We start from the raw sequence: 22,876 nt of genomic DNA on the forward strand, positions 1-22,876 counted from the left end.
ATTTTTGCACCAATCAACAAGCTGTAATCAGCATTTGGTAGCTAGCACTTCTTCTGCTTTTTTCGACAACAACCCTATTAGTTGCTATACTAAACAATATTACTTACAAGGGGAGATAATGGTGGAAGTTAAAAAGGTTTTAAATAATAATGTTGTCATCACAATCGATCCCTCTTATAAAGAAGTAATTTTAATAGGAAAAGGAATTGGTTTCAATAAAAAAGTGGGTCAAACGATAAATGCAGATGCTGCAGAAAAGGTATTTCGGCTTGAGGATCAGAAAGAACAGGACAAATATAAACAATTACTCCCATACCTAGATGAAGACTTTATAACATTTATGCATGATGTATTAAGTCTTATTGAGAGTAAGATGGGTAAGATTATCAATGAACATATTCATATCGGGTTAACAGATCACATTGCTTTTGCCATTAAACGAGCAAGAGAAGGGATCTATATAAAGAACCCCTTTTTAGTAGAAACGGAAGCGCTCTACCATCAAGAGTATAAAGTTGCGAAAGACATTGTAGCAATGATCCAAAAATACAGTGGTGTCGATCTTCCTGAAGGGGAAATAGGGATGATCGCTTTACATATCCATAGTTCTGTTACAGATCGGAATCTGAGTGAGCTCAATCAATATTCGAAACTGGTATTTCATCTCATTCAAATGATCGAAGAAGGATTGGAAATTAAGCTAGACCGCGATAGTATTAATTACTATCGTTTAGTTCAACATATTCGTCATGCGATCGAACGAGCAAAAAGTGGTAGTTACACAAAGGACCAAGCAATTTTAGCAAATGTATTGAAAAAGGAATATCCATTATGCTATAATCTTGCTTGGAAAATCGTTAAGGTGATGCAAAAGACCATACAGAAACCAGTAGATGAATCAGAGGTCGTTTATTTAACGATTCATTTACAACGATTATTGGATTAATTTCATAACACTTATTCTTTACGTGTAACTGATTCGATTCAGGCATGAGTGAAGAAAGATTTATGTTTCAATACGGGATACGCCTATCCAAAATTGAAACGGAATCCTTTCTTACTCATGCCTTTTTTGCGTTTTTATGCAAGTAATTTACTGGTGAAAGGGAATCTTAACATATATCCTTGACGTCATTTTTTTATTATTTATTTAGGAGGAAAAACCATGTTTAAAAAAGCTTTTGGCTTACTTCAACGGGTTGGTAAAGCATTAATGCTTCCGGTATCCGTTTTGCCAGCTGCGGGTCTATTACTTGGGCTCGGTCATGAAAACGTTTTAGACATAGCAATTATGGCTCAAGCTGGTGGAATTATTTTTGATAATTTACCATTACTATTTGCTATTGGAGTAGCAATAGGACTTTCTGATGGTGATGGTGTTGCTGGGTTAGCAGCTGTTATAGGATTCTTAATTATGAATGTAACACTTGGCATCATGGCGGAGGCTAGAGGTGTTGAAACAATTGAAATGCTCGGAATCACCACACTACAAATGGGAGTGTTCGGTGGTATAATCATCGGTATCGTGGCATCGATATTGTATAAGCGCTTCTATAAGATTGAGTTGCCTCAATTCTTGGGATTCTTTGCTGGGAAAAGGTTTGTACCGATCATTACTGCAGCAACTGCCGTAGTATTAGGTGTTCTGTTCTTTTTCATTTGGCCACCAATTCAAAATGTGATTGATTGGTTCTCTGTACTTGCTACGGAAACGGGCTCAACAATCGCAGCATTTATTTTCGGATTTGGTCAACGTGCACTAATACCGTTTGGTCTACATCACATCTTCTATCAACCATTCTGGTATGAATTTGGAAGCTATGTAAATGAAGCAGGCGAAGTAATTAAAGGGGATATGACACGTTATTTTGCTGGGGACCCTGAAGCAGGTACATTTATGGCTGGGTTATTTCCATTCATGTTATTTGGTTTACCGGCAGCAGCTCTTGCCATTTATCAAGAAGCCAAACCTGAAAACAAGAAAAAAGTCGCTGGGATCATGGCATCTGCAGCATTAACTTCTTTCTTAACAGGTATTACAGAACCAATTGAATTTGCTTTTCTTTTTGTTGCACCTGTACTATTTTTAATTCACTGTGTATTTGCAGGTCTTTCTTTTGTTGTGATGGATCTGTTACAAGTTAAAGCAGGATTTACTTTCTCAGGTGGATTTATTGACTATGTGCTCTATTGGGGACTATCAACGAATGCATGGCTCATTATCCCAGTAGGTATTGGATTTGCTTTCCTTTACTACTTTGGATTCCGTTTTGCGATTCGCAAATTTAACTTAGCAACACCTGGACGAGAAGATGAGGAAGATACAGAGAATGGAGAGGGTCATGTAGCAGGAGACCTTCCATATGATGTATTAGAGAGCCTTGGTGGAAAAGAAAACATTACCCATTTAGATGCATGTATTACTCGCCTGCGTGTTTCGGTAAATGATAAAGGTACCGTAGATAAAAACCGTCTGAAAAAGCTTGGAGCATCTGGTGTAATGGAAGTAGGAAATAATATTCAAGCTATTTTTGGGCCAAAATCTGATACTATTAAAGGTCAAATACAAGATATTATTAGTGGTAAAGCGCCTCGAGTAAATAAAGAGGAATCAAAGCAATCAGCGTTATCAGTAGACGAAAATGCGGAGTTTAACTTAGCTAGTCCACTTAAAGGGAAACTTCTTCCTATTACAGAAGTTCCTGATCAAGTGTTCTCTGGTAAAATGATGGGAGATGGATTTGCCATCGAACCAACAGATGATACGATTGTATCCCCAGTAGATGGAAAAGTAATTAATGTATTCCCTACAAAGCATGCGATTGGTATTCAATCTGATTCTGGACGTGAAATTCTTATTCATTTTGGTATAGATACCGTGAAGTTAAAAGGAGAAGGCTTTGAATCCTTTGTTCAAGAAGGCGATGAAATAACAGTAGGTCAAAAACTAATGAAGGTAGATTTAAGCTATATTAAGGAAAATGTACCTTCGATTATTACGCCAATTGTATTTACCAACCTTCAAGAAGGGGAAGAAATTAAGCTCCTCAAAGAAGGGGAAATAACACCAAGCGAAAAAAATATAGTTTCGATTGTTAAAAACTAATACAAAAAAACAACATTCCTAGCGAATGTTGTTTTTTCATCTATAAGTCCATTTTTTAAGGTGAGTTTTTATACTACATGACATTTGTCATACTCAGTTCTTGACGGTTATGACTTAAAACTTGATTAAAATTCTTCTAGAATAGAGATAATAAATTAGAATTCCTAGCTAGGAGGACCTATGATGAGTAGAAAGAAAACCGCACAATTACGAAAAAGTGTTTCACCATTTGAACAATCAGATTCAAAAGTTAGTGTGCTTCAGCTAATTAATACAATTCCACCATTTTTTCTGCTTTGGTTTCTTTCTTACCAAAGTTTAACCATTTCTCTTTGGTTATCATTGGCAATATCGGTAATTGCAGCTGGATTTGTCGTACGGATCTTTATTATTTTTCACGATTGTACGCATATGTCTTTTTTTAAGAACAAAAAAGCAAATCGCATTCTCGGAACGATTACAGGGATTATTACCCATTTTGCATTTGAGAAATGGAAAAGGGACCATGCAATACATCATGCGACAAGCAGTAATTTAGATAAACGTGGTACGGGTGATGTTTGGGTGATGACGGTAGATGAATATGTGGATGCTTCGTTTTGGGGAAGGTTAGTCTATCGTTTATATCGAAATCCCATTGTTATGTTTGGACTAGGACCACTTTTTCTATTTCTAGTATCTAATCGCTTAAACCGTAAAGGGGCAAGACGGAAGGAACGCTTGAACACATATTTGATCAACATTTCAATTGTTGCTATTTATGCCCTCTTGATATGGGCTATCGGTTGGCAAGCATTTGTAATTGTCCAAGCACCTATTCTATTTATAGCAGGATTTCTTGGAATCTGGTTGTTTTATGTTCAACATCAATTTGAAGATTCCTACTTTGAAAATGAAGATGAGTGGGATTATGTGAAGGCTGCTGTAGATGGTAGTTCCTATTATAAACTCCCGAAAGTACTTGAATGGATAACGGGTAGTATCGGTTATCACCATGTCCATCATTTAAGTCCGAGAGTACCCAATTATCATTTGGAAAAGGCACATGAATCCACTCCACCATTACAAAAAGCTACTACGATAACATTAGCATCAAGCTTGAAATCAATTCGGTTTCGATTATATGATGAACAAAACAAAACGTTTATTAGTTTTAAAGAAGTGAAGTCGCTTTTAAGTAATAAAAAGCAAGAAGTCAAAGTGAAGACGAATAGACCGAGTTTTCAAGAGGATTAAAAGTGAAGATCATGGCCCTTCAATATACTGTTGAAGGGCTTTATTTCATTTTTTTGTTATACTTTATAATAGGTTTATACATAGATTAGTTAAGGAGCTAAGCGAATGCGGAATTGGTATCATATTTTCCCGAAGAACACGGGGTTAAGTTTATATGCGTGGATTATTTTTTGCCTGCTTCCATTCTACTTCATAATCAGGTCATCTGTAGCAGTGGAGATTTTCATTGGTGTGATTATGATCGTATTGTTTTTTACAACATACCGACTTTCATTTATCAAAAAAGGTTGGACGGTATATGTATCGGTAGGAATTGAAATGGCGATCAGTATTGGGATGACCTTATATTTTGGGTATGTATACTTTGCCCTTTTCTTAGCTTTTTTCATCGGTAATATTCAACACAAAATAGGGTTCATCACGTTATACATTGTGCATCTAACGACTACGATAATAGCTGTTACTATCGGTTTTTTTCTTCTAACACAAAGTTTTTATACACAACTACCGTTTATCATTATTGCGGTAATTGGAGTCATATTATTGCCGTTTAATTTGTATAGTAAAAATAAACAAGAAAAGTTAGAAGGTCAATTGGAGGACGCAAATAAAAAGATATCCCAACTAATGGTTGTAGAAGAAAGACAACGAATTGCAAGAGATCTACATGATACATTAGGACAGAAACTTTCTCTTATTGGACTGAAAAGTGATTTAGCTAAGAAATTAGTGGAGTTGGATGCGGAGAAAGCTAGAAAAGAAATAACGGATATTCACCAAACTGCTAGAACTGCATTGAAAGAAGTAAGAGAGTTAGTATCAGATATGAAAGGTACTAAACTGAATGATGAGATCACACGAGTCGAGCAGGTTATGGAAGCTGCTCAAATGGAATTTCATGTAACAGGGGAATTGAAGTTAATAAAAACGCCATTATTAGTAGAAAATGTTCTTAGCATGTGCTTGAAGGAAGCCATAACAAATGTTGTGAAGCATAGTAAGGCTACTTCTTGTCAGGTTCATTTGAAGCATGATCCAGGTGGTGTAGTGATACAAGTTGAAGATAATGGTGTTGGGATGGAGAAGATGGATGTTACGGATGGACATGGGATTGAGGGTATGAAAGAAAGATTGGAATTTGTAAACGGTAGTTTGCATTATGATTCCTTAGCAAATGGAACAAGTCTGACAATAAAAGTACCAACAATCATTCAACATGCAGAGGAGGGGTCGTCGTGATACGAATTGTCATAGCGGAAGATCAAGGAATGCTATTAGGTGCACTAGGTTCCTTGCTTGACTTAGAAGAAGACATGGAAGTCGTAGGGAAAGCAAAGAATGGTGAAGAGGCGATAAATTTAGTTAAACATCTTCAGCCAGATGTTTGTATCATGGATATCGAAATGCCAGTGAAAAGTGGACTGGATGCTGCAGAAGAATTAAAAGACACCCCATGTAAAATTATTATCTTAACTACGTTTGCCCGAACTGGATATTTTGAACGAGCACGAAAAGCGAAGGTTAGTGGATATTTATTAAAAGATAGTCCGAGTGAGGAGTTGGCTCACTCGATTCGTGTGATTGTAGAAGGTAGAAAAATATATGCCCCCGAATTAGTTGATCTAGCCTATGGTGAAGATAACCCATTAACAGACAGGGAAGAACAAGTGATAAAACTTATTGCCGATGGAAAAACGACAAAAGAAATCGCAAATCAATTATTTTTAACCAATGGGACAGTTCGTAATTATGTTTCTGTTATTTTAGATAAATTACAAGTAAGCAATCGCATCGAAGCAATCTCCAAATTTAAGGATAAAGGCTGGTTTAAATAGGGTGCCTGGCACCGACAAAATTCGACAAATAGATATTAAGAGGACAGAGGTTCTACGTTGAACCCTGTCCTTTCTTTTGTGTTCGATTACTTTTCGCCCTTATTTAGTAGCTCCAAAAAATGCTTTAAAATTTTTGCTGTTAATCCCCAAATAACGCGATCCTCGTATGTGTAAAATAGCTCATTGATATGTCTAGTCTGCCAGTTATAGTCTTTTCCACCAACAATCAATTCAAATGGGAAGTTTTCTTCTGGAATAACTTGAAAATGAACTTTGTATGAATCAGGTGTTGTATTTAGAAAGTAAGATAATGGGACACTAAATACTTCCTCGACCTCTGATTTATTTAGTGAAAATTCCTCAGGTTTGGTGATTTTTCCTACATAGGGATAAATGATTCTGCCAAAGTCAGAGACAATGTAATCCAGTGGAATAATGTCTTTAATTAGCTTGTTCGAAATTCCTAATTCTTCCGTTGTTTCTCGGATAGCACAATCCTCGGGGCTTAAGTCATTTTTATCTATTCTTCCACCCGGAAAGCAAATATCACCTGGTTGGTTACGTAAATCCATTGACCGAACTTCAAATAATATATGTGTTTCTCCTTGAATTTCAATTAGAGGTAATAATACTGCCGATTTTTTTAGTTCCTCGTAGCCAAGTATAGACCGTTTTCGATTTTTTAGTGTGGATAGAATGTTCTTTATCTCCATACAGATACCTCCAACAGACTACAGTCTTTAATCCTATTATACGGACAGGGTAAGGAAAAACCAATAATAAAATAGAAGAATTTCTAGTATAAAAAAACAATAATTAGGGATTATAAGATGTGTGCTATTAAAAAATAATTATAAACATCTATGAATAGGAGGTAAGAGATGGGTATTTTAAGTGGAAATCCAAAGGAAGAGCCAATGCATTATGGTGAGGTTTATGGAATCTGGTCATCAGTACAAGCGATGAAGGGTATGATTGTTGGGTATCAAACATTTCGCAATCATGCAGGCGATCAAGACTTACTTAAGATAATTAATGAAGCAATTGATCTTGGGAATCAACAAATTCAGGAAATGGAAACACTGTTAAAAGAAAACGGTGTTGGGCTACCACCTACCCCTCCAGAACGGCCAAAGGCACAGTTAGAAGATATTCCTACAGGTGCCCGGGCAATGGATCCAGAGATTGCGGCTACTTTAGCGGTGGATATTGGCGCAGGGTTAGTGTCTTGCAGTACAATGATGTCGCAATGTATTAGAGAAGATCTGGCAACTTTATTTGGTCAGTTCCATACACAAAAAGCAGCACTTGGTATAAAAGTTCTTCGTTTGAATAAAGAAAAAGGGTGGCTAGTTCCACCACCACTACATTATAAAGAAACTGAAGAGTAAAAATAAGAACCTTGGAATTTGCGAAAATAGTGAATGCCAAGGTTTTTAACGATGATATTCTGTCAAAGAATAATATGAACGAACCTAGGGAACAACTTTAAACATGGAAATTCAGATGAACCTTCCTAAATTAATAAAAGAAGGAGAATTAAATATGGTAAATGTTAAATTAGCAGTAATTTACTACAGCTCTTCAGGCACTAATTATCAGTTAGCAAAATGGGCGGAAGAAGGTGCGAAAGAAGCAGGTGCGGAAGTAAAAGTAGTAAAGGTACCTGAGCTTGCCCCAGAATCCGCCATTGCATCGAACCCAGAATGGAAAGCACATCATGATGCGACAAAAGATGTGCCAGAAGCTACTTCAGATGATATTGAATGGGCAGATGCACTTATATTTAGTACACCAACTCGTTTTGGTAATGTAGCATCACAAATGAAACAATTCCTTGATACCCAAGGCGGCTTATGGGCATCAGGAAAAACCATAAATAAAGTAGTAAGTGCAATGTCCTCTGCTCAAAATCCACATGGGGGACAAGAGGCAACGATTCTTTCGCTATATACATCAATGATGCACTGGGGAGCAATCATCGTACCACCGGGATACACCGATCAAATTTTATATGGTGCTGGTGGTAACCCATATGGAACAAGTGTAACTCAAGGGCAGGATGGAAAAATGGTTGAGGATGTAGAAGCGGCAGTTAAACACCAAGCTAAGCGTACAGTAGATATAGCAAGTCAAATAAATACTTAAATGAAAAGAATATATACCTTTTCTAAAAGGGTTAATTGGTGCCAGATCCAATTAGCTCTTTTTTTTATACTAACAATCAACCACACAGGTGACAGAAAAACAAAAAGTAAGTAAAATAGATTGGTAAGGAGGAAACGAAATTTATGATTACCTTTAGAAAAAAATGCGCTCAATTTTCCGAGAATCCTCTGTTTACCAATGTGATTATCGGCTTGATCGTGGTTAATGCTATATTAGTAGGTTTAGAAACCTATTCATTTTTTATTAATAGATTTCATCACTGGTTTCTTATTGCAGACAAAATATTACTTTGGATCTTTACCTTTGAAATATTAATTAGGTTGATAGGTAGTAAGTCGATTGGATCCTTCTTCAAAGATCCTTGGAACTTGTTTGATTTTGTAATTGTTGCAAGTGGCCATTTACTAGTGGGAGGACATTATGTGACAGTACTTCGGATTTTAAGAGTACTTCGTGTCCTTCGTGCGATTTCAGTTATTCCATCATTAAGGAAAATGGTAAATGCGCTAATCAAGACGATTCCCTCCATGGGAACGATTATGTTATTGCTTGGGATATTCTTTTATATCTATGCAGTAATCGGTACGATGATGTTTTCGTCCATTGCCCCTGAACACTTTGGGTCACTACACGATTCTCTTTTAACACTTTTTCAGGTTATTACTTTAGAGTCATGGGCAAGTGGTGTGATGCGACCAATTTTGGTGTCAGAGCCTTCTTCATGGTGGTATTTTGTAACCTTTATTCTAGCGGGATCATTTGTTATCGTTAACTTGTTTGTTGGTGTAGTAGTAGGGAATGTGGAAGAAGCGAATCGAGAGGAAACGCCAACTCCGACAGACATTAAACTTGAAGAACTACAAGAAGAATTGAAGGAAATTAAGCAACTATTAAAAGATAAATGATGAAGGGTGAAGGTGTCGAAGGAATGAAGCGGACAACTGTTCCCTTATTTGTAACCCATTGTGGTTATTCAAAGGGCTAAAGGACATCTGATCCTTTATTAATCGAAAAAACAAGCATTCTTGCACTAATAAAAGCATTTAACGTACTTGACGTCCGCAGATACTTTCAAATGTCGTATTTTTTAGAAATAGCGCACTCCATGTCCGCTCCGTTTTGCACTTAAGAATGGAACCCATAAAAGACCACGATCCTAATATATTGGATCGTGGTCTTTTATACTTACAGCATCAATTCAGCTATGATCTCGTATGAACGTAGTCTGTCTTCATGATTGTAAATTTGTGAACTAATGATTAGCTCATCTGCTTTTGTATCGTTAATGAAACTCTCTAGGCCCTGTTTTACAGTTTCTTTGTCCCCGACAATCGTTGTTCTTGAATCCAATGCTTCCCCTATCGCTGCAATTTCCAGTGGAGAAAATAGCTCTTCTAAATTATCTACTGGCGGTTGTAATTTCGTTGGTTTACCTTTGCGAATATTGATAAATTGCTGTTGTTGTGAAGTGGCAATGCGTTTAGCTTCTTCATTTGTATCAGCAGCAATAACATTAACACCGAGCATGACATATGGCTTCTGCAATTGTTCAGATGGCTGGAATTGTTCACGATATAAGTGTAAGGCTTGAGATAGATACCCAGGTGCAAAATGACTAGCAAATGAGAATGGTAATCCTTTTTGTGCAGCAAGTTGTGCACTAAATCCACTCGATCCTAACAACCAAATTGGGATGTTTAGTCCTTGCCCAGGTACTGCCTTTACCCTTGATACCGGTTCATCAGAAAAGTAGTCTTGAAGCTCATTTACTTGCATAGGAAAATCTTCTACACTCATATTTAATGTACGCCGAAGTGCATATGCAGTCGCTTGATCACTTCCGGGAGCGCGACCTAGTCCAAGATCAATACGACCAGGATAAAGTGATTCAAGTGTCCCAAATTGCTCGGCAATAACAAGTGTTGCATGATTTGGTAGCATTACGCCACCAGCACCAACACGAATGTGTTTCGTTTTTCCTGCAATATGGCCAATGATGACAGATGTTGCGGAACTGGCGATTCCCGGCATATTGTGATGCTCTGCTAACCAGTAACGATTAAACCCCCACTTTTCCACCTGTTGTGCGATATCGACACTATTTTGAAAGGATTCCGCTGGGTTACTCCCTTCGTTAATTGGTGCTAAATCTAAAACAGATAATGGTATATTATGAAATGTTTTTGCATGGAAAGACATGTATTTCACTCCTAGTAGCATTATTTCTTAATAAAAAATGATACGACTTTTATAGTTGTTCGTCCAATTATTGGATTGTAAAGTTTGCCTTTTTATGTTCGATTAGGTTGAAAAGGAAGAGGTTCTGTATACTATATACAATAAAAATGATGCAAACCGAAATAATGACAGCGTTTCCAAACGCCGATTATGAAGGGATTAGCATAAAAATAACTTTCTGAATTTTGAGTAAAGATTAGTTTTGTGTTATAATAAGGTAAATTGATAATTTTTAGTTAATTTAGTGTGTTCGTTTTTCCAAATGAACACACTTTCTATAACCACAGGGAAGGAGTTGTTGTGATGACACGAAATGGATACCCAGAACAACAGGGGTTATATCATCCTGACTTTGAGCATGAGGCGTGTGGGATTGGGATGATCGCAAACATAAATGGTAAGAAGACACATAACATTGTTCAAAATGCAATTAACATACTTTGCAATATGGAACACCGGGGTGGACAATCAGCAGATACGAGTACTGGTGATGGTGCGGGTATATTAACGCAAATACCAAACCGTTTCTTTCAAAAACAATGCCTGAAAGAAGATATTCATCTTCCAAATAAAGGGGAATATGGGATTGGGATGTTTTTTCTTCCCGATAACTTAGATCTCCGAATGGAATGTAAGGAAATGGTAGAATCCATTATCCATGAAGAAGGTCAAGCATGTCTTGGATGGCGTCCGGTTCCGTTGAATGAGTCGTTTATAGGGAAGCTTGCTGCAAAAAGCAAACCAACGATTCGCCAAGTGTTTATTCGAAAATCAGAGGATCTTGTCGATCAGATGGATTTTGAACGAAAATTATATGTTATACGTAAACAGATTGAACAGGAAGTTGCCAAAAATCCTAACTATGAAGATGTCTACATTAGTAGTTTATCGACCCGTACCATCGTATACAAAGGAATGCTTATTCCGGAACAGTTAGATTCCTTCTACATCGATTTGAACCATCCCGATTTTAAATCCGCACTAGCGCTAGTCCATTCACGTTTTAGTACAAATACGTTTCCGAGCTGGAAAAGAGCTCATCCGAATCGTTATACGATCCACAACGGGGAATTCAACACATTACGGGGTAATGTAAATTGGATGCGGGCCAGGGAGCAACTTTGCGTATCCGATTATTTTGATGAAAAAGATTTAGAAAAAATCCTACCTATCATGGATGCGGATGGAAGTGATTCTTCTATATTTGATAATACATTTGAGTTTTTACATTTATCAGGAAGATCGCTTGCACATACAGCAATGATGATGATTCCTGAACCATGGGCAAACGATCCATCCATCATAGCAGAGAAACGGGACTTTTATGAATACCATAGTACTTTAATGGAACCATGGGATGGACCTAGTGCTGTCGTATTTACTGATGGATCACAAATTGGAGCCTGTCTAGATCGTAATGGTTTACGGCCTGCCCGTTATTATGTGACGAAAAAAGGCATGATTGTGCTTGGTTCTGAAGTTGGTGCATTAGATATATTTGCAGATGATATTTTATATAAGGACCGTCTGCAGCCTGGAAAAATGCTGTTAGTAGATTTAGACAAGGGAATCATTATTCCAGATGAAGATATAAAATTACAGGTTGCTTCCGAACAACCATACAAAGAATGGTTAGAAAACCTAATAGATATAGATAATCTTCCTGAAGTAGAATCGGAAAAAATCTCACAATCGGAAGGCAAACTATTAGAACAGCAGCTTGCTTTTGGATATACACGTGAGGAAATCCAAAAGATTATTAAGCCGCTAGTAACGGGTGGAAAGGATCCAATAGGTTCGATGGGATATGACTCTCCTTTAGCAGTCCTATCTAAAAAGCCACAGCTTTTGTATAACTATTTTAAGCAGCTTTTCGCTCAAGTTACGAATCCACCGTTAGATGCAATTCGAGAGCAGATGGTTACGATGACAAGTACGACTATAGGAGCGGAAGGTAATTTAGTAGATCCGAATGCTAATAGTTGTAGACATATACGGTTAGATACACCGTTATTAACAAATAAACAGCTTGCCAAATTGCGTAACGAAGATGTGAACGGGCTTCCATCAGCAACGCTCTCCATTCTCTTTGATGCCAAACAAGGTTCAATCGAAGGAGCTTTGCAACAATTATTTGAACAAGCAAATCAAGCCATCCAAAATGGCGCAACATTACTCATTTTATCGGATCGTGGTTTATCCAGTGAAAAAGCAGCTATACCAGCATTACTTGCTGTGTCCGGTTTACACCATCATCTTATACGTAAAGCTATCCGTACCAAAGTTAGTATTTTAATAGAATCAGGTGAGCCAAGAGAAGTTCATCATTTCGCTACCTTAATTGGTTACGGGGCAGAGGGGATAAATCCTTATCTGGCATTTGAAACTATTGATCAGTTAGTTGATTATAACGAATTGGAAAATCTACATGTGGAACAAGCTATTCAGAAATATGTATCCTCTGTAACAGATGGAATCGTAAAAATTTTATCCAAAATGGGGATATCAACAATTCAAAGTTATCGTGGCGCTCAAATTTTTGAAGCAATTGGTATCAAAAATGATGTCATTGAAAGATATTTCACTGGGACAGCATCCCGTCTTGGTGGCATTGGATTAGACATGATTGAAAAAGAGACGTTAATGCGTCATGAGAACGCATTCAAGGTGAAACGTGGAGAAAATCGTGTATTGGATGCAGGCGATGAATACCAATACCGTGAAAATGGGGAAGATCACCAATATAATCCGCGGACAATATATACATTGCAACATGCATGCCGTTCGGGAAACTATGAACTTTTCAAAGACTATTCCACAATGTTGACGGATGAAAAGCAGAACCTGCAATCACTAAGAGGTTTACTGAAATTTAAAAAACGAAATCCGGTACCAATTGAAGAAGTGGAATCCGTTGAAGCGATCTGTGCTCGCTTCAAAACCGGGGCCATGTCATTTGGTGCGATAAGTAAAGAAGCGCATGAAGCACTCGCAATTGCGATGAATCGAATAGGCGGTAAAAGTAATTCAGGTGAAGGTGGCGAATCTCCAGACAGGTTTACTCCAGATGAAAATGGTGATCTGCGTCGAAGTGCAATAAAACAAGTGGCTTCTGGTCGTTTCGGGGTTACGAGCCATTATTTGGTGAATGCTGATGAAATCCAGATTAAAGTTGCTCAAGGAGCAAAACCAGGTGAAGGTGGGCATTTACCAGGGAAAAAAGTATATCCTTGGGTTGCTGAGGTTCGAGGTTCAACTACTGGAGTGGAATTAATCTCACCACCACCGCATCACGATATATATTCCATTGAAGATTTGGCAGAGCTTATTTATAACTTAAAGAATACAAATCCGAAGGCACGGATTAGTGTGAAGTTAGTTTCAGCCGTCGGTGTAGGAACAATTGCTGCCGGTGTTGCTAAAGGTCGAGCAGATCATGTGTTGATAAGTGGCTATGATGGTGGTACAGGTGCTGCGCCAAACACGAGCTTAAAGTATACAGGGTTGCCTTGGGAAATTGGTTTAGCGGAGACACACCAAACATTATTATTAAATGGTCTTCGAGATCGTATTGCTGTCGAAACAGATGGAAAAATGATGACAGGTCGGGATGTAGTCGTTGCAGCAATGCTCGGGGCGGAAGAATATGGCTTTTCAACTGCGCCGTTAGCTGTTTTAGGCTGTGTCATGATGCGAGTTTGTCACTTGGACACGTGTCCGGTAGGTATCGCTACCCAAAACCCAGAGCTAAGGAAAAAATTTGCTGGGGAAGCAGATCATGTTGTCAACTTCATGCGTTTTATTGCGCAAGAGGCACGTGAAATAATGGCAGAACTAGGTTTTCATACAATTAATGAAATGATTGGAAGAACTGATGTATTAGAAGTAAATGAAGCTATTGATCATTGGAAAGCAAAGGGATTAGATTTGTCTGCTCTTCTTTATCAACCATCCTTAAACCAAGAGGTTGGGCGGTATGCAACAAAAAAGCAAGACCATGGAATTGACAAAACGTTAGATTATCAGGAACTAATTCCTAATTGTAGACGTGCATTTAAAACACAAGAAACGGTAGAATTTACCACGGCCATTCGAAATATTCACCGAGCAACAGGTACTTTACTTGGAAGTGAAGTTACCAAAAGGTGCGGAGAGAATGGTCTACCTGAAGATACAATTAAATTGAATTTCAATGGTTCTGCCGGACAAAGCTTTGGAGCTTTTATCCCTAGTGGAATGACGATGCGGTTGATTGGAGATGCGAATGATTTTGTTGGAAAAGGATTGTCTGGTGGTAAGATCATCGTGTACCCAGATCCAATTGTCACTTTCCCTCCAGAAAAAAATATTATTATTGGAAATGTAGCTTTTTATGGTGCAACTTCGGGTCAAGCATATATTAGAGGAATTGCTGGCGAAAGATTTTGTGTGCGAAATAGTGGTGCACATATTGTTGTAGAAGGTGTCGGTGACCATGGATGTGAATATATGACCGGGGGAAAAGTTGTTGTCTTAGGTGCTACTGGTCGGAACTTTGCAGCAGGTATGTCTGGAGGAGTAGCTTATGTTCTAGATGAGGATAAGACCTTCCGTGAGAAGGTAAATCCGGAACTTGTTCGTGTAGAACAATTAGTAAATCATCGCGAAATTAATGAAGTTTACAATTTAATAAAACAACATGTGGAGTATACAAACAGTGCGCATGCGGAGAGGATTTTAACCTACTGGGAGACATATGTAGCGAAATTTGTTCGTGTCATTCCGATTACTTATTCAAGAATCCAAGAACGTATACAGATTCTATTGGATCGTGGATTAAACAAAATGGATGCTGAGATGATGGCATTTGAAGAGAGTCAACAAGGATTTAACGAAGGAAATAGGTATTCAAGAAGTTTACAGCCAAGACAAAAAGAAACCATGGAGTTAAAATCTTAATTCTTGGTGTTGCGACATAGGGCAAAAATGAATAAAGAAGGGGGCTTTTTATGGGGAAACAAACTGGATTTATGGAATATGACAGACAAACACGAAAAGAGCGCGACCCTAGCGTCCGGGTTGCTGACTGGGATGATTATACAGCACCACTTTCAGAACAAGAAATCCAAATTCAAGGGGCTCGTTGTATGAGTTGTGGTGTACCAACATGTCATTCGGGAATGGAGATAAATGGGGTAACAACTGGTTGCCCGGTATATCATCTAATCCCTGAGTGGAACCAACTAGTTTATGAAGGGAAGTGGAAGGAAGCGTTAGAACGTGCCCAAGAGAAAAATAACTTTCCTGAATTTACGGGTATTGCTTGTCCTGCACCATGTGAAGGCGCTTGTGTGTTGGGGATAAATGAACCGCCTGTTGCCATACGTACAATTGAGCGTTCTATTATTGAAAAAGGTTTTGAAGAAGGTTGGGTCATACCACAACCACCTCAGAAAAGAACGGGTAAAAAGATAGCAGTTGTCGGTTCCGGCCCAGCGGGATTAGCGGCAGCAGCACAACTAAATAAGGCGGGTCACACCGTAACCGTATTTGAACGTAACGATCGTATTGGGGGATTGCTAACTTACGGAATACCAGAAATGAAGTTATCCTATGATGTTGTTAAAAGACGTGTGGATATTTTAGAGAAAGAAGGTATTTCATTTGTGACCAATACTGAGATTGGGAAAGATTATTCCGTCTCCAAACTGGAGGAATCGTTTGATGCTGTCATCCTTTGTGGTGGGGCTACGGTTCATCGAGACATGCAAGTAGAGGGAAGCGACTTAACAGGTGTTTATCCGGCAATGGATTTTCTACATGCAAATACGAAAAGTTTGCTTGATTCCGATCTCGGAGATAGTGATTATATTTCTGCAGCCGATAAACATGTCATAGTTATTGGCGGCGGTGATACGGGAACAGACTGTCTTGCAACAGCAATCAGACATAACTGTAAAAGTTTAACGCAATTTGATATTTACGATAAAAAAGGATTAGTCCGTGATGATAAAACAAATCCATGGCCACAATATCCTATTATTCATCGAGTAGAATATGGACATAAGGAAGTGGCTAGCAAACTTGGAGATGATCCAAGAGCATATGCTGTCATGACGAAAAAATTTGTAGGTGATCAGAATGGGCATATTAAGGAAGTTCACACCGTTAATGTTAAACTTCGTTATGATGAAGCTGGAAATAAAATTCGTGAGGAAATTCCTGGATCGGAAAAAGTCTGGCCAGCAGATCTTGTCTTAATCGCAATTGGCTTTAGTGGACCAGAGCAAGGACTACTAGAGCAACTAAATATAGACCGTAATCCTAACACGACAGTTAAAGCAGATTATGGTAACTATAAAACCAATATTGATGGCATATTTGCTGCCGGAGATATGCGTCGTGGGCAAAGCTTGATAGTCTGGGCGATCAACGAAGGAAGAGAAGTTGCCCGTGAATGTGATCGTTATTTAATGGGGGCGACAGATTTGCCGTAGTCTCCTGTGGAAGAGAAAAGGTATCCTTGTACTTGAATAGTCAACATAAACCTGGGAAAGATAGTTGTAAATACAACTTAGGGTGGAAGGGCTATGCATCAAGAACAATCGGAACTATTGCAACGAATTAAATCTATTACAAAAGAATCTACAGAATTGCAAATAGAGTATTGGAAGATGTATTCAGATTATGAAACTTGGCAATTTTGGGTGATTATATTGCTAGTGATTATTCCCCTAATTGTATTGTTTTTTGTAATCGACAGGCGAAACATCTTGTTACTCGGCTTCTTTGGGCTGAACTATCATGTATGGTTTCACTATATAAATAGTGTTGGAATTAAATTAGGTTTGTGGGAATACCCATATCAAATCTTACCTTTTTTACCAAGTTTCGCTTTAGACGCGGCGCTTGTTCCAATATTATTTATACTCGTATACCAATGGACATTAAAATACCAGAAAAATGTCTATATCTATGGGATAATCCTTTCGGGAATCCTTGCATTTATCATGAAGCCAATTATGGTCAGCGTGGATTATTTCAAAATGTATGAAGGAGTAAACTATATTCATTTATTTCTTTTTTATGTTGGATTATTTCTCTTATCAAAGCTAGCAGCTAGTTTGTTTTTACATCTGCAACAAAAAGATAAATAAAAACTCGTCTATCGGCGAGTTTTTTTACGATCATTTTTATTAGTCAATCGAGTGCTACAAAATCGCTCCAGCAGAATATTTCGCTCGACTTGGGCAACGCTTCAGCTCCTTTAGAAAAATCGATTACTTTACCAGCGGCGATTCGCTCAAAAAATGAAATATTCGCTCACAAGCAACAATTCAACGAGTCAAGATTGGATGAACTTCACGAAGACTCTTGAGAGACAGTCTAAGATTCCGAGGTGGTGTTAAGAGTAGTATGTTACTTCGTGGTTAATATTAAATACTAATTAACATTTATAACTTTAAAAAACAACAATCTATTTAGAAAATAGCTTTTTTCTAAAACTGTTTGCTACGAGACTGATTTTTATGTAGTATAGATAGGTAGTATATTTACTGGAAACGAGGGTATACAATGAGCAAAACATCCATCTATGGATTAACATATGAACAATTAACAGATTGGCTCAAAGAACATGGGCAAAAAAGATTCCGTGCAGATCAAGTTTGGAATTGGCTTTATAAGAAACGCATTAACCATTTTTCAGAAATGCAAAATGTAAACAAAGAAACAATTTCCTTATTAGAAGACCACTTCATTCTAGAAACGTTAGATGAGGAAATTAAGCAAGAATCAACAGATGGTACAATTAAATTCCTATTTAAATTAGATGATGGGAACTTAATTGAGACAGTATTGATGCGCTTTAATTATGGTTTATCTGTTTGTGTAACTACACAAGTAGGGTGTAATATTGGATGTACCTTCTGTGCAAGTGGACTGTTGCGAAAGACTCGTGACCTATCAAGTGGCGAAATTGTAGAGCAAATCATGAAGGTGCAAAAACACCTTGATACCCAAGGGAAAGATGAACGTGTTAGCCACATCGTGGTGATGGGTATTGGAGAGCCATTTGATAATTTCACAAATTTGGTTGATTTTATCAAAGTGGTAAATGAAGATCATGGACTAAATATTGGTGCAAGACATATAACTGTTTCGACTAGTGGTCTCGCTCATAAAATATATGAGTTTGCTGATACAGGTCTTCAGGTGAATCTCGCTATTTCTTTACATGCGCCAAACAATGAACTTCGTACGAGCATTATGAAAATCAACAAAGCATTCCCAATAGAAAAATTGATGCAATCTGTTGACTATTATTTAGAAAAAACAAATCGTCGAATTACGTATGAGTATATTATGCTAAAGGATGTTAATGACCATAAGAAAGAAGCATTAGAATTAGCAAAACTTCTAAGAGCAAAACGTCATTTATCCTATGTGAATTTAATTCCTTATAATACGGTTGAAGAGCATAACCAGTATCAACGAAGTGACTCAGAATCAATTCAATCATTCTTTGAAGTGTTAAAAGAAAACGGTATTAATTGTGGAGTGCGCTGGGAAAATGGTGCAGACATTGATGCAGCATGTGGCCAATTGCGCAGTAAACAAATTAAAAAGAAAAACGTAGGTTAAATAAGAGAACTCACAACAAATAGCAGATAAGATTCACAAGAAAAGGAGCTTGGTTTTTTCAAGTTCCTTTATGTGTGAATCGAATATTTTCTTTCATAACGCCCCGTTTGTTAACTTGTATCGGTTAACGATATTCAACTTTTACTACCTACCCTCAAATTATAGTTTAAAGGTATTAACAAACATTCTTTTTGAACAAATGCATCCTAAAGTGAATTAACTCTTAGTGTTACTCCTGCTCATCATAAAGTTTTTTAGCCTAATAGTTTTAATAGATACGCTACTTTTCAAGCCATTCTATATAATCTTCATGGGTTAACTCTCCAATAATAGTTACTGTACCACTCTGTAGGTAACTCTCAAATTCTATCTCTGTCTCATAAACGTGATACATAGAGCCATCGTCCTTTGGAGGCTCGACATAACAAATTGAACTACCATTTTCATTCCACTTTACCCCATAGATATCATCAAATATGAATGAACCTGCATGTAACTGCTTATTGATGTCCATTTCCAAATGGTATAAATCTATTCGAGCGGCTTTATCTTGCCCTCCAATAAAAGCTATAATATTTTGATTTGGAGACCAAGCAATTCCATATGGTGTATGATAGTTATCGTAATCATAATTATATCCTATGGTGTCGGAAAGATTGGTAACGGATCCTGTATCTAAATTTACAATATATATTTTTACCCCGTTTTCTCCTTTAACATCGTACGCTAAAAATTGTTTATCATAAGATAAATGTAGACTAAGAATTCTTCCTTTGTCAGGTAGTTTAATTTCATAATGGGTATCATTCTCATCGATAGTTAAAACTCCATCTTCTATTGAAAAATTATACCCCTCCATTTGAACAATTTCACGATCTTCTATTAGTTGAGCGATATTAGGATTATTATAATAGTTTACTTCTTTTAGACAGCCCACAGATAAAATCGCAAGCATCACTAGTAATATCAATAAATATAGCCTTTTCAACTCACTACGCCCCTTATTTACTTGCTACTTTCTTCTGAAATCCTCCCTCTAAACGGAACAAGCTATATTCAACTTATTAAAGGAAGGCATTCGTTACTATAATTTCAGTTATTCACAAACAGTCTATTATTGTTTCATCGTCAAGAAAAGGTTGTTGATATAATCGAAAGCAATGCTTTTGGATTTATCAGTGTAAAAGAAACCTTTATATCTTATTTTTTCAGTGTTATTTATAATAAGTTCTTTATATACTTTTCCTTTGTCATTGTAAATTGTCACTCGGAATTTATAACCTAAGTATCCAATGCTAAGTTTTTCCTTTTTGAAGGTAATGTTGTTAAGGTTTGAAATTATATGTTCCTTTTGCTTTGTATCAATTACAGTCAGAGGTTCACCACGATTACCATCAAAAATTTCTATTTTTGATACCTTTGACGGTTCAATAGAAATAATCTTTTTAGGTATATATGTAGTAGCATATATACCACCTAACAATATGAATACGGTAGAAATTATTAAGAAAATCTTCTTTTTTCTTTTTATCAAAAGTAACTCCCCTTTGTTTGAATACCAACAAAATTTATTAGTTTATGTGCATTCTTCACATCATCTCCCTTTATTTTAACATAAAATTCTGACTCATCTTCAACAGGGTGAGGCTTATTAGAGAATCCGTCAACATTAAATCAGGGAATTCAGAAACAATTATGGCACTTCCGTATATGATGTATATAGATGAATGTTGAAAGTGTGAAACGATCTAAACTTGGAAAAAGAGGGTGTGGGGTATGTGTGGCTTTCTAGGTGCACTCTTAAACGAAGGTTGTACGTTTAGTCGGGAGCGTTTGCAGGATTTTCAGTATGCAAGTAATTTACTGAAACACCGTGGACCAGATGAAGAGGGTTTTTTTCAGGACCCTCATATTGTTACGGCTTTTCACAGATTATGTATTATTGATGAACAAGGTGGAAGCCAACCGTTTTTCTTTGGTGAAAATCGCTATATTCTACTTTTTAATGGTGAAATATATAATTATGTTAGCCTTCGTAACAGTTTGAAAGATAAAGGCTACCAATTTATAACTAATTCAGATACGGAAGTAGTGTCGACGTTATTTCTGGAAAAAGGAGTACAATCTTTTAATGAGCTTAGAGGGATGTATTCGATTGTTATATGGGATACAGAGGAAAAAATTCTTTATGGAGCACGCGATCCATTTGGTATCAAACCACTTTATTATAGGGAAAAAGAAGATGAATTTATTTTTGCTTCTGAAAATAAAAGTATACTAGCATTTCACGATCACCCAACAGTAAATGAGGAAAGTTTACAGCATTATACTTCGTTTCAATATGTACCTGAGCCTCTTACGATAACAAATGAGAGTGCCAAACTTGAGCCGGGTCATTACTTCATGAAAAGACTAAATCAACCAATGAAAAAGTATCGCTATTTCCATGCGTCTTTTCATCCAATCAATGGGAATGAAAATCAAATGATTAATCGTATCCAAGAAGTTTTATTCGACTCAGTAAAAATGCATTTACAGAGTGATTTTCCTGTAGGTGCGTTTTTATCTGGTGGAATTGATTCCACGCTTATCGTTGCAATTGCTAAACGGTTTGATCCGACGATTAAAACAATTTCTGTGGGGTTTGAAATGGAAGGATTTTCAGAAATTCCAATCGCAAAGCAAACTGCTGAAGAATTAGGGGTAGACAACATGCACTACCTCATTACGCCTCAAGAATATGTAGAAGTATTGCCAAAGATTCTGTGGCATATGGATGATCCGTTAGCCGATCCCTCTTGTGTACCACTTTATTTTGCTGCACGTGAAGCGCGAAAGTATATGAAGGTTGTTCTTTCTGGGGAAGGAGCAGATGAACTGTTTGGTGGCTACAATATCTATCGTGAATTTGAGTCATTGAAGTTCTTTCATTATATACCAAAGAGTCTCCATGCTTTCATAAATAGATTAGCCAAAGTACTACCAGAAGGTATTGTTGGAAAAAGCTTTCTAGAGCGAGGAACCACACCATTGGAACATCGGTATATCGGGAATGCGAAAATGTTTGAGGAATTTGAGAAAGAGCAGTTTCTTAAACATTATCAATCTAATCGGACGTATCAATCATGGACTTCTGGGTTATACCGTAATTGTTCGGAGGATCACCCTGCACAAAAGATGCAATATATCGATTTAAACACCTGGCTTCCAGGAGATATTTTATTAAAGGCAGATAAAATGACAATGGCTAATTCATTAGAGCTTAGAACTCCTTTTTTAGACAAGGAAGTTTTTCAAGTAGCTAGAAATATACCGGTAACGTGTAAATATACGAACGGAACAACAAAAGCTATTTTAAGGAAAGCTGCAAAAGGTATAGTTCCAGACCATGTAGTTGATCGAAGGAAATTGGGATTTCCCGTACCAATAAAGTCATGGTTAAGAAATGAACTATATGAATGGGCAGTAAATTTAATGAAGGAAAGTGAAACTGATTATTTAATTGATAAATCATATGTTCAAGATTTATTGCATCAACATGTACAGAACCGTGCCGATCATTCGCGGAAAATATGGACAGTTTTAATGTTCATGTTATGGCATCAATTATTTGTTGAACATAAAGATAGTCCATACTTTAGCGCATAATAATTTATTTGAAAGCAAAACT

17 protein-coding genes are annotated in these 22,876 nt (G+C 37.1%); 13 read left to right on the forward strand and 4 right to left on the reverse strand.

Annotated elements, in window-relative coordinates:
- Positions 1-118: 118 nt before the first annotated feature.
- From glcT to ACFSTA_RS04510, 5 genes are all read left to right on the forward strand, one after another.
- Complete coding sequence (gene glcT / locus ACFSTA_RS04490; protein WP_377555357.1) at positions 119-946, forward strand: glucose PTS transporter transcription antiterminator GlcT; 828 nt, start codon at positions 119-121, stop codon at positions 944-946.
- 219 nt (positions 947-1,165) lie between these two features.
- Positions 1,166-3,106, forward strand: a complete 1,941-nt coding sequence (gene ptsG, locus ACFSTA_RS04495) for a glucose-specific PTS transporter subunit IIBC (protein WP_377555358.1) — start codon at positions 1,166-1,168, stop codon at positions 3,104-3,106.
- A gap of 183 nt (positions 3,107-3,289) precedes the next feature.
- The gene (locus ACFSTA_RS04500) at positions 3,290-4,342 is read left to right on the forward strand and encodes a fatty acid desaturase (protein WP_377555359.1); all 1,053 of its coding nucleotides are present in this window, start codon (positions 3,290-3,292) and stop codon (positions 4,340-4,342) included.
- 105 nt (positions 4,343-4,447) lie between these two features.
- On the forward strand, positions 4,448-5,581 hold the full coding sequence (locus ACFSTA_RS04505) for a sensor histidine kinase (protein ID WP_377555360.1): 1,134 nt from the start codon (positions 4,448-4,450) through the stop codon (positions 5,579-5,581).
- Positions 5,578-6,177, forward strand: coding sequence for a response regulator (locus ACFSTA_RS04510; RefSeq protein ID WP_377555361.1), 600 nt, complete (start codon positions 5,578-5,580; stop codon positions 6,175-6,177). Before ACFSTA_RS04505 ends, ACFSTA_RS04510 begins: the two co-directional genes overlap by 4 nt.
- Positions 6,178-6,263: 86 nt before the next feature.
- On the opposite strand, the gene ACFSTA_RS04515 is transcribed toward ACFSTA_RS04510, so the two are convergent.
- Positions 6,264-6,890 (reverse strand): NUDIX hydrolase, encoded by a 627-nt coding sequence (locus tag ACFSTA_RS04515; protein WP_377555362.1) that lies wholly within the window; start codon positions 6,888-6,890, stop codon positions 6,264-6,266.
- Positions 6,891-7,058: 168 nt separating this feature from the next.
- On the opposite strand from ACFSTA_RS04515, the gene ACFSTA_RS04520 reads away from it, so the two are divergent.
- The 3 genes from ACFSTA_RS04520 (at position 7,059) to ACFSTA_RS04530 (ending at position 9,251) form a co-directional block, all read left to right on the forward strand.
- A complete protein-coding gene (locus ACFSTA_RS04520) occupies positions 7,059-7,568 on the forward strand; it encodes a DUF3231 family protein (RefSeq protein ID WP_377555363.1) in 510 nt (169 codons plus the stop codon).
- Positions 7,569-7,722: 154 nt separating this feature from the next.
- Positions 7,723-8,325, forward strand: a complete 603-nt coding sequence (gene wrbA, locus ACFSTA_RS04525; protein WP_377555364.1) for an NAD(P)H:quinone oxidoreductase — start codon at positions 7,723-7,725, stop codon at positions 8,323-8,325.
- 143 nt (positions 8,326-8,468) lie between these two features.
- Positions 8,469-9,251, forward strand: a complete 783-nt coding sequence (locus ACFSTA_RS04530; protein WP_377555365.1) for an ion transporter — start codon at positions 8,469-8,471, stop codon at positions 9,249-9,251.
- A gap of 280 nt (positions 9,252-9,531) precedes the next feature.
- On the opposite strand, the gene ACFSTA_RS04535 is transcribed toward ACFSTA_RS04530, so the two are convergent.
- On the reverse strand, positions 9,532-10,545 hold the full coding sequence (locus ACFSTA_RS04535; RefSeq protein ID WP_377555366.1) for an LLM class flavin-dependent oxidoreductase: 1,014 nt from the start codon (positions 10,543-10,545) through the stop codon (positions 9,532-9,534).
- Between the two features lie 342 nt (positions 10,546-10,887).
- On the opposite strand from ACFSTA_RS04535, the gene gltB reads away from it, so the two are divergent.
- From gltB to rlmN, 4 genes are all read left to right on the forward strand, one after another.
- Positions 10,888-15,522: a glutamate synthase large subunit gene (gene gltB, locus ACFSTA_RS04540; protein ID WP_377555368.1), complete on the forward strand. Its 4,635-nt coding sequence runs from the start codon at positions 10,888-10,890 to the stop codon at positions 15,520-15,522.
- Positions 15,523-15,572: 50 nt separating this feature from the next.
- Positions 15,573-17,060, forward strand: a complete 1,488-nt coding sequence (locus tag ACFSTA_RS04545) for a glutamate synthase subunit beta (RefSeq protein ID WP_377555369.1) — start codon at positions 15,573-15,575, stop codon at positions 17,058-17,060.
- Between the two features lie 93 nt (positions 17,061-17,153).
- Positions 17,154-17,720: a hypothetical protein gene (locus ACFSTA_RS04550; protein ID WP_377555370.1), complete on the forward strand. Its 567-nt coding sequence runs from the start codon at positions 17,154-17,156 to the stop codon at positions 17,718-17,720.
- A gap of 418 nt (positions 17,721-18,138) precedes the next feature.
- A complete protein-coding gene (rlmN, locus tag ACFSTA_RS04555) occupies positions 18,139-19,206 on the forward strand; it encodes a 23S rRNA (adenine(2503)-C(2))-methyltransferase RlmN (protein ID WP_377555371.1) in 1,068 nt (355 codons plus the stop codon).
- Positions 19,207-19,486: 280 nt separating this feature from the next.
- Here the strand turns inward: rlmN and ACFSTA_RS04560 are convergent, their stop codons facing one another.
- Both ACFSTA_RS04560 and ACFSTA_RS04565 read right to left on the reverse strand, forming a co-directional pair.
- On the reverse strand, positions 19,487-20,194 hold the full coding sequence (locus ACFSTA_RS04560; RefSeq protein ID WP_377555372.1) for a hypothetical protein: 708 nt from the start codon (positions 20,192-20,194) through the stop codon (positions 19,487-19,489).
- Positions 20,195-20,320: 126 nt separating this feature from the next.
- Positions 20,321-20,740, reverse strand: a complete 420-nt coding sequence (locus tag ACFSTA_RS04565) for a hypothetical protein (protein ID WP_377555373.1) — start codon at positions 20,738-20,740, stop codon at positions 20,321-20,323.
- 242 nt (positions 20,741-20,982) lie between these two features.
- On the opposite strand from ACFSTA_RS04565, the gene asnB reads away from it, so the two are divergent.
- Complete coding sequence (asnB, locus tag ACFSTA_RS04570) at positions 20,983-22,854, forward strand: asparagine synthase (glutamine-hydrolyzing) (RefSeq protein ID WP_377555374.1); 1,872 nt, start codon at positions 20,983-20,985, stop codon at positions 22,852-22,854.
- Positions 22,855-22,876: the final 22 nt, after the last annotated feature.

This window comes from Ornithinibacillus salinisoli, assembly GCF_042684965.1.
Taxonomy (GTDB): Bacteria; Bacillota; Bacilli; order Bacillales; family Amphibacillaceae; genus Ornithinibacillus; species Ornithinibacillus salinisoli.

Excerpts from the sequence above, each read along its gene's own strand:
- glcT (WP_377555357.1), top strand. The coding sequence starts at position 119 with ATGGTGGAAGTTAAAAAGGTTTTAAATAATAATGTTGTCATCACAATC.
- ptsG (WP_377555358.1), top strand. The coding sequence starts at position 1,166 with ATGTTTAAAAAAGCTTTTGGCTTACTTCAACGGGTTGGTAAAGCATTA.
- ACFSTA_RS04500 (WP_377555359.1), top strand. The coding sequence starts at position 3,290 with ATGAGTAGAAAGAAAACCGCACAATTACGAAAAAGTGTTTCACCATTT.
- ACFSTA_RS04505 (WP_377555360.1), top strand. The coding sequence starts at position 4,448 with ATGCGGAATTGGTATCATATTTTCCCGAAGAACACGGGGTTAAGTTTA.
- ACFSTA_RS04515 (WP_377555362.1), bottom strand. The coding sequence starts at position 6,890 with ATGGAGATAAAGAACATTCTATCCACACTAAAAAATCGAAAACGGTCT.
- ACFSTA_RS04520 (WP_377555363.1), top strand. The coding sequence starts at position 7,059 with ATGGGTATTTTAAGTGGAAATCCAAAGGAAGAGCCAATGCATTATGGT.
- wrbA (WP_377555364.1), top strand. The coding sequence starts at position 7,723 with ATGGTAAATGTTAAATTAGCAGTAATTTACTACAGCTCTTCAGGCACT.
- ACFSTA_RS04530 (WP_377555365.1), top strand. The coding sequence starts at position 8,469 with ATGATTACCTTTAGAAAAAAATGCGCTCAATTTTCCGAGAATCCTCTG.
- ACFSTA_RS04535 (WP_377555366.1), bottom strand. The coding sequence starts at position 10,545 with ATGTCTTTCCATGCAAAAACATTTCATAATATACCATTATCTGTTTTA.
- gltB (WP_377555368.1), top strand. The coding sequence starts at position 10,888 with ATGACACGAAATGGATACCCAGAACAACAGGGGTTATATCATCCTGAC.
- ACFSTA_RS04545 (WP_377555369.1), top strand. The coding sequence starts at position 15,573 with ATGGGGAAACAAACTGGATTTATGGAATATGACAGACAAACACGAAAA.
- ACFSTA_RS04550 (WP_377555370.1), top strand. The coding sequence starts at position 17,154 with ATGCATCAAGAACAATCGGAACTATTGCAACGAATTAAATCTATTACA.
- rlmN (WP_377555371.1), top strand. The coding sequence starts at position 18,139 with ATGAGCAAAACATCCATCTATGGATTAACATATGAACAATTAACAGAT.
- asnB (WP_377555374.1), top strand. The coding sequence starts at position 20,983 with ATGTGTGGCTTTCTAGGTGCACTCTTAAACGAAGGTTGTACGTTTAGT.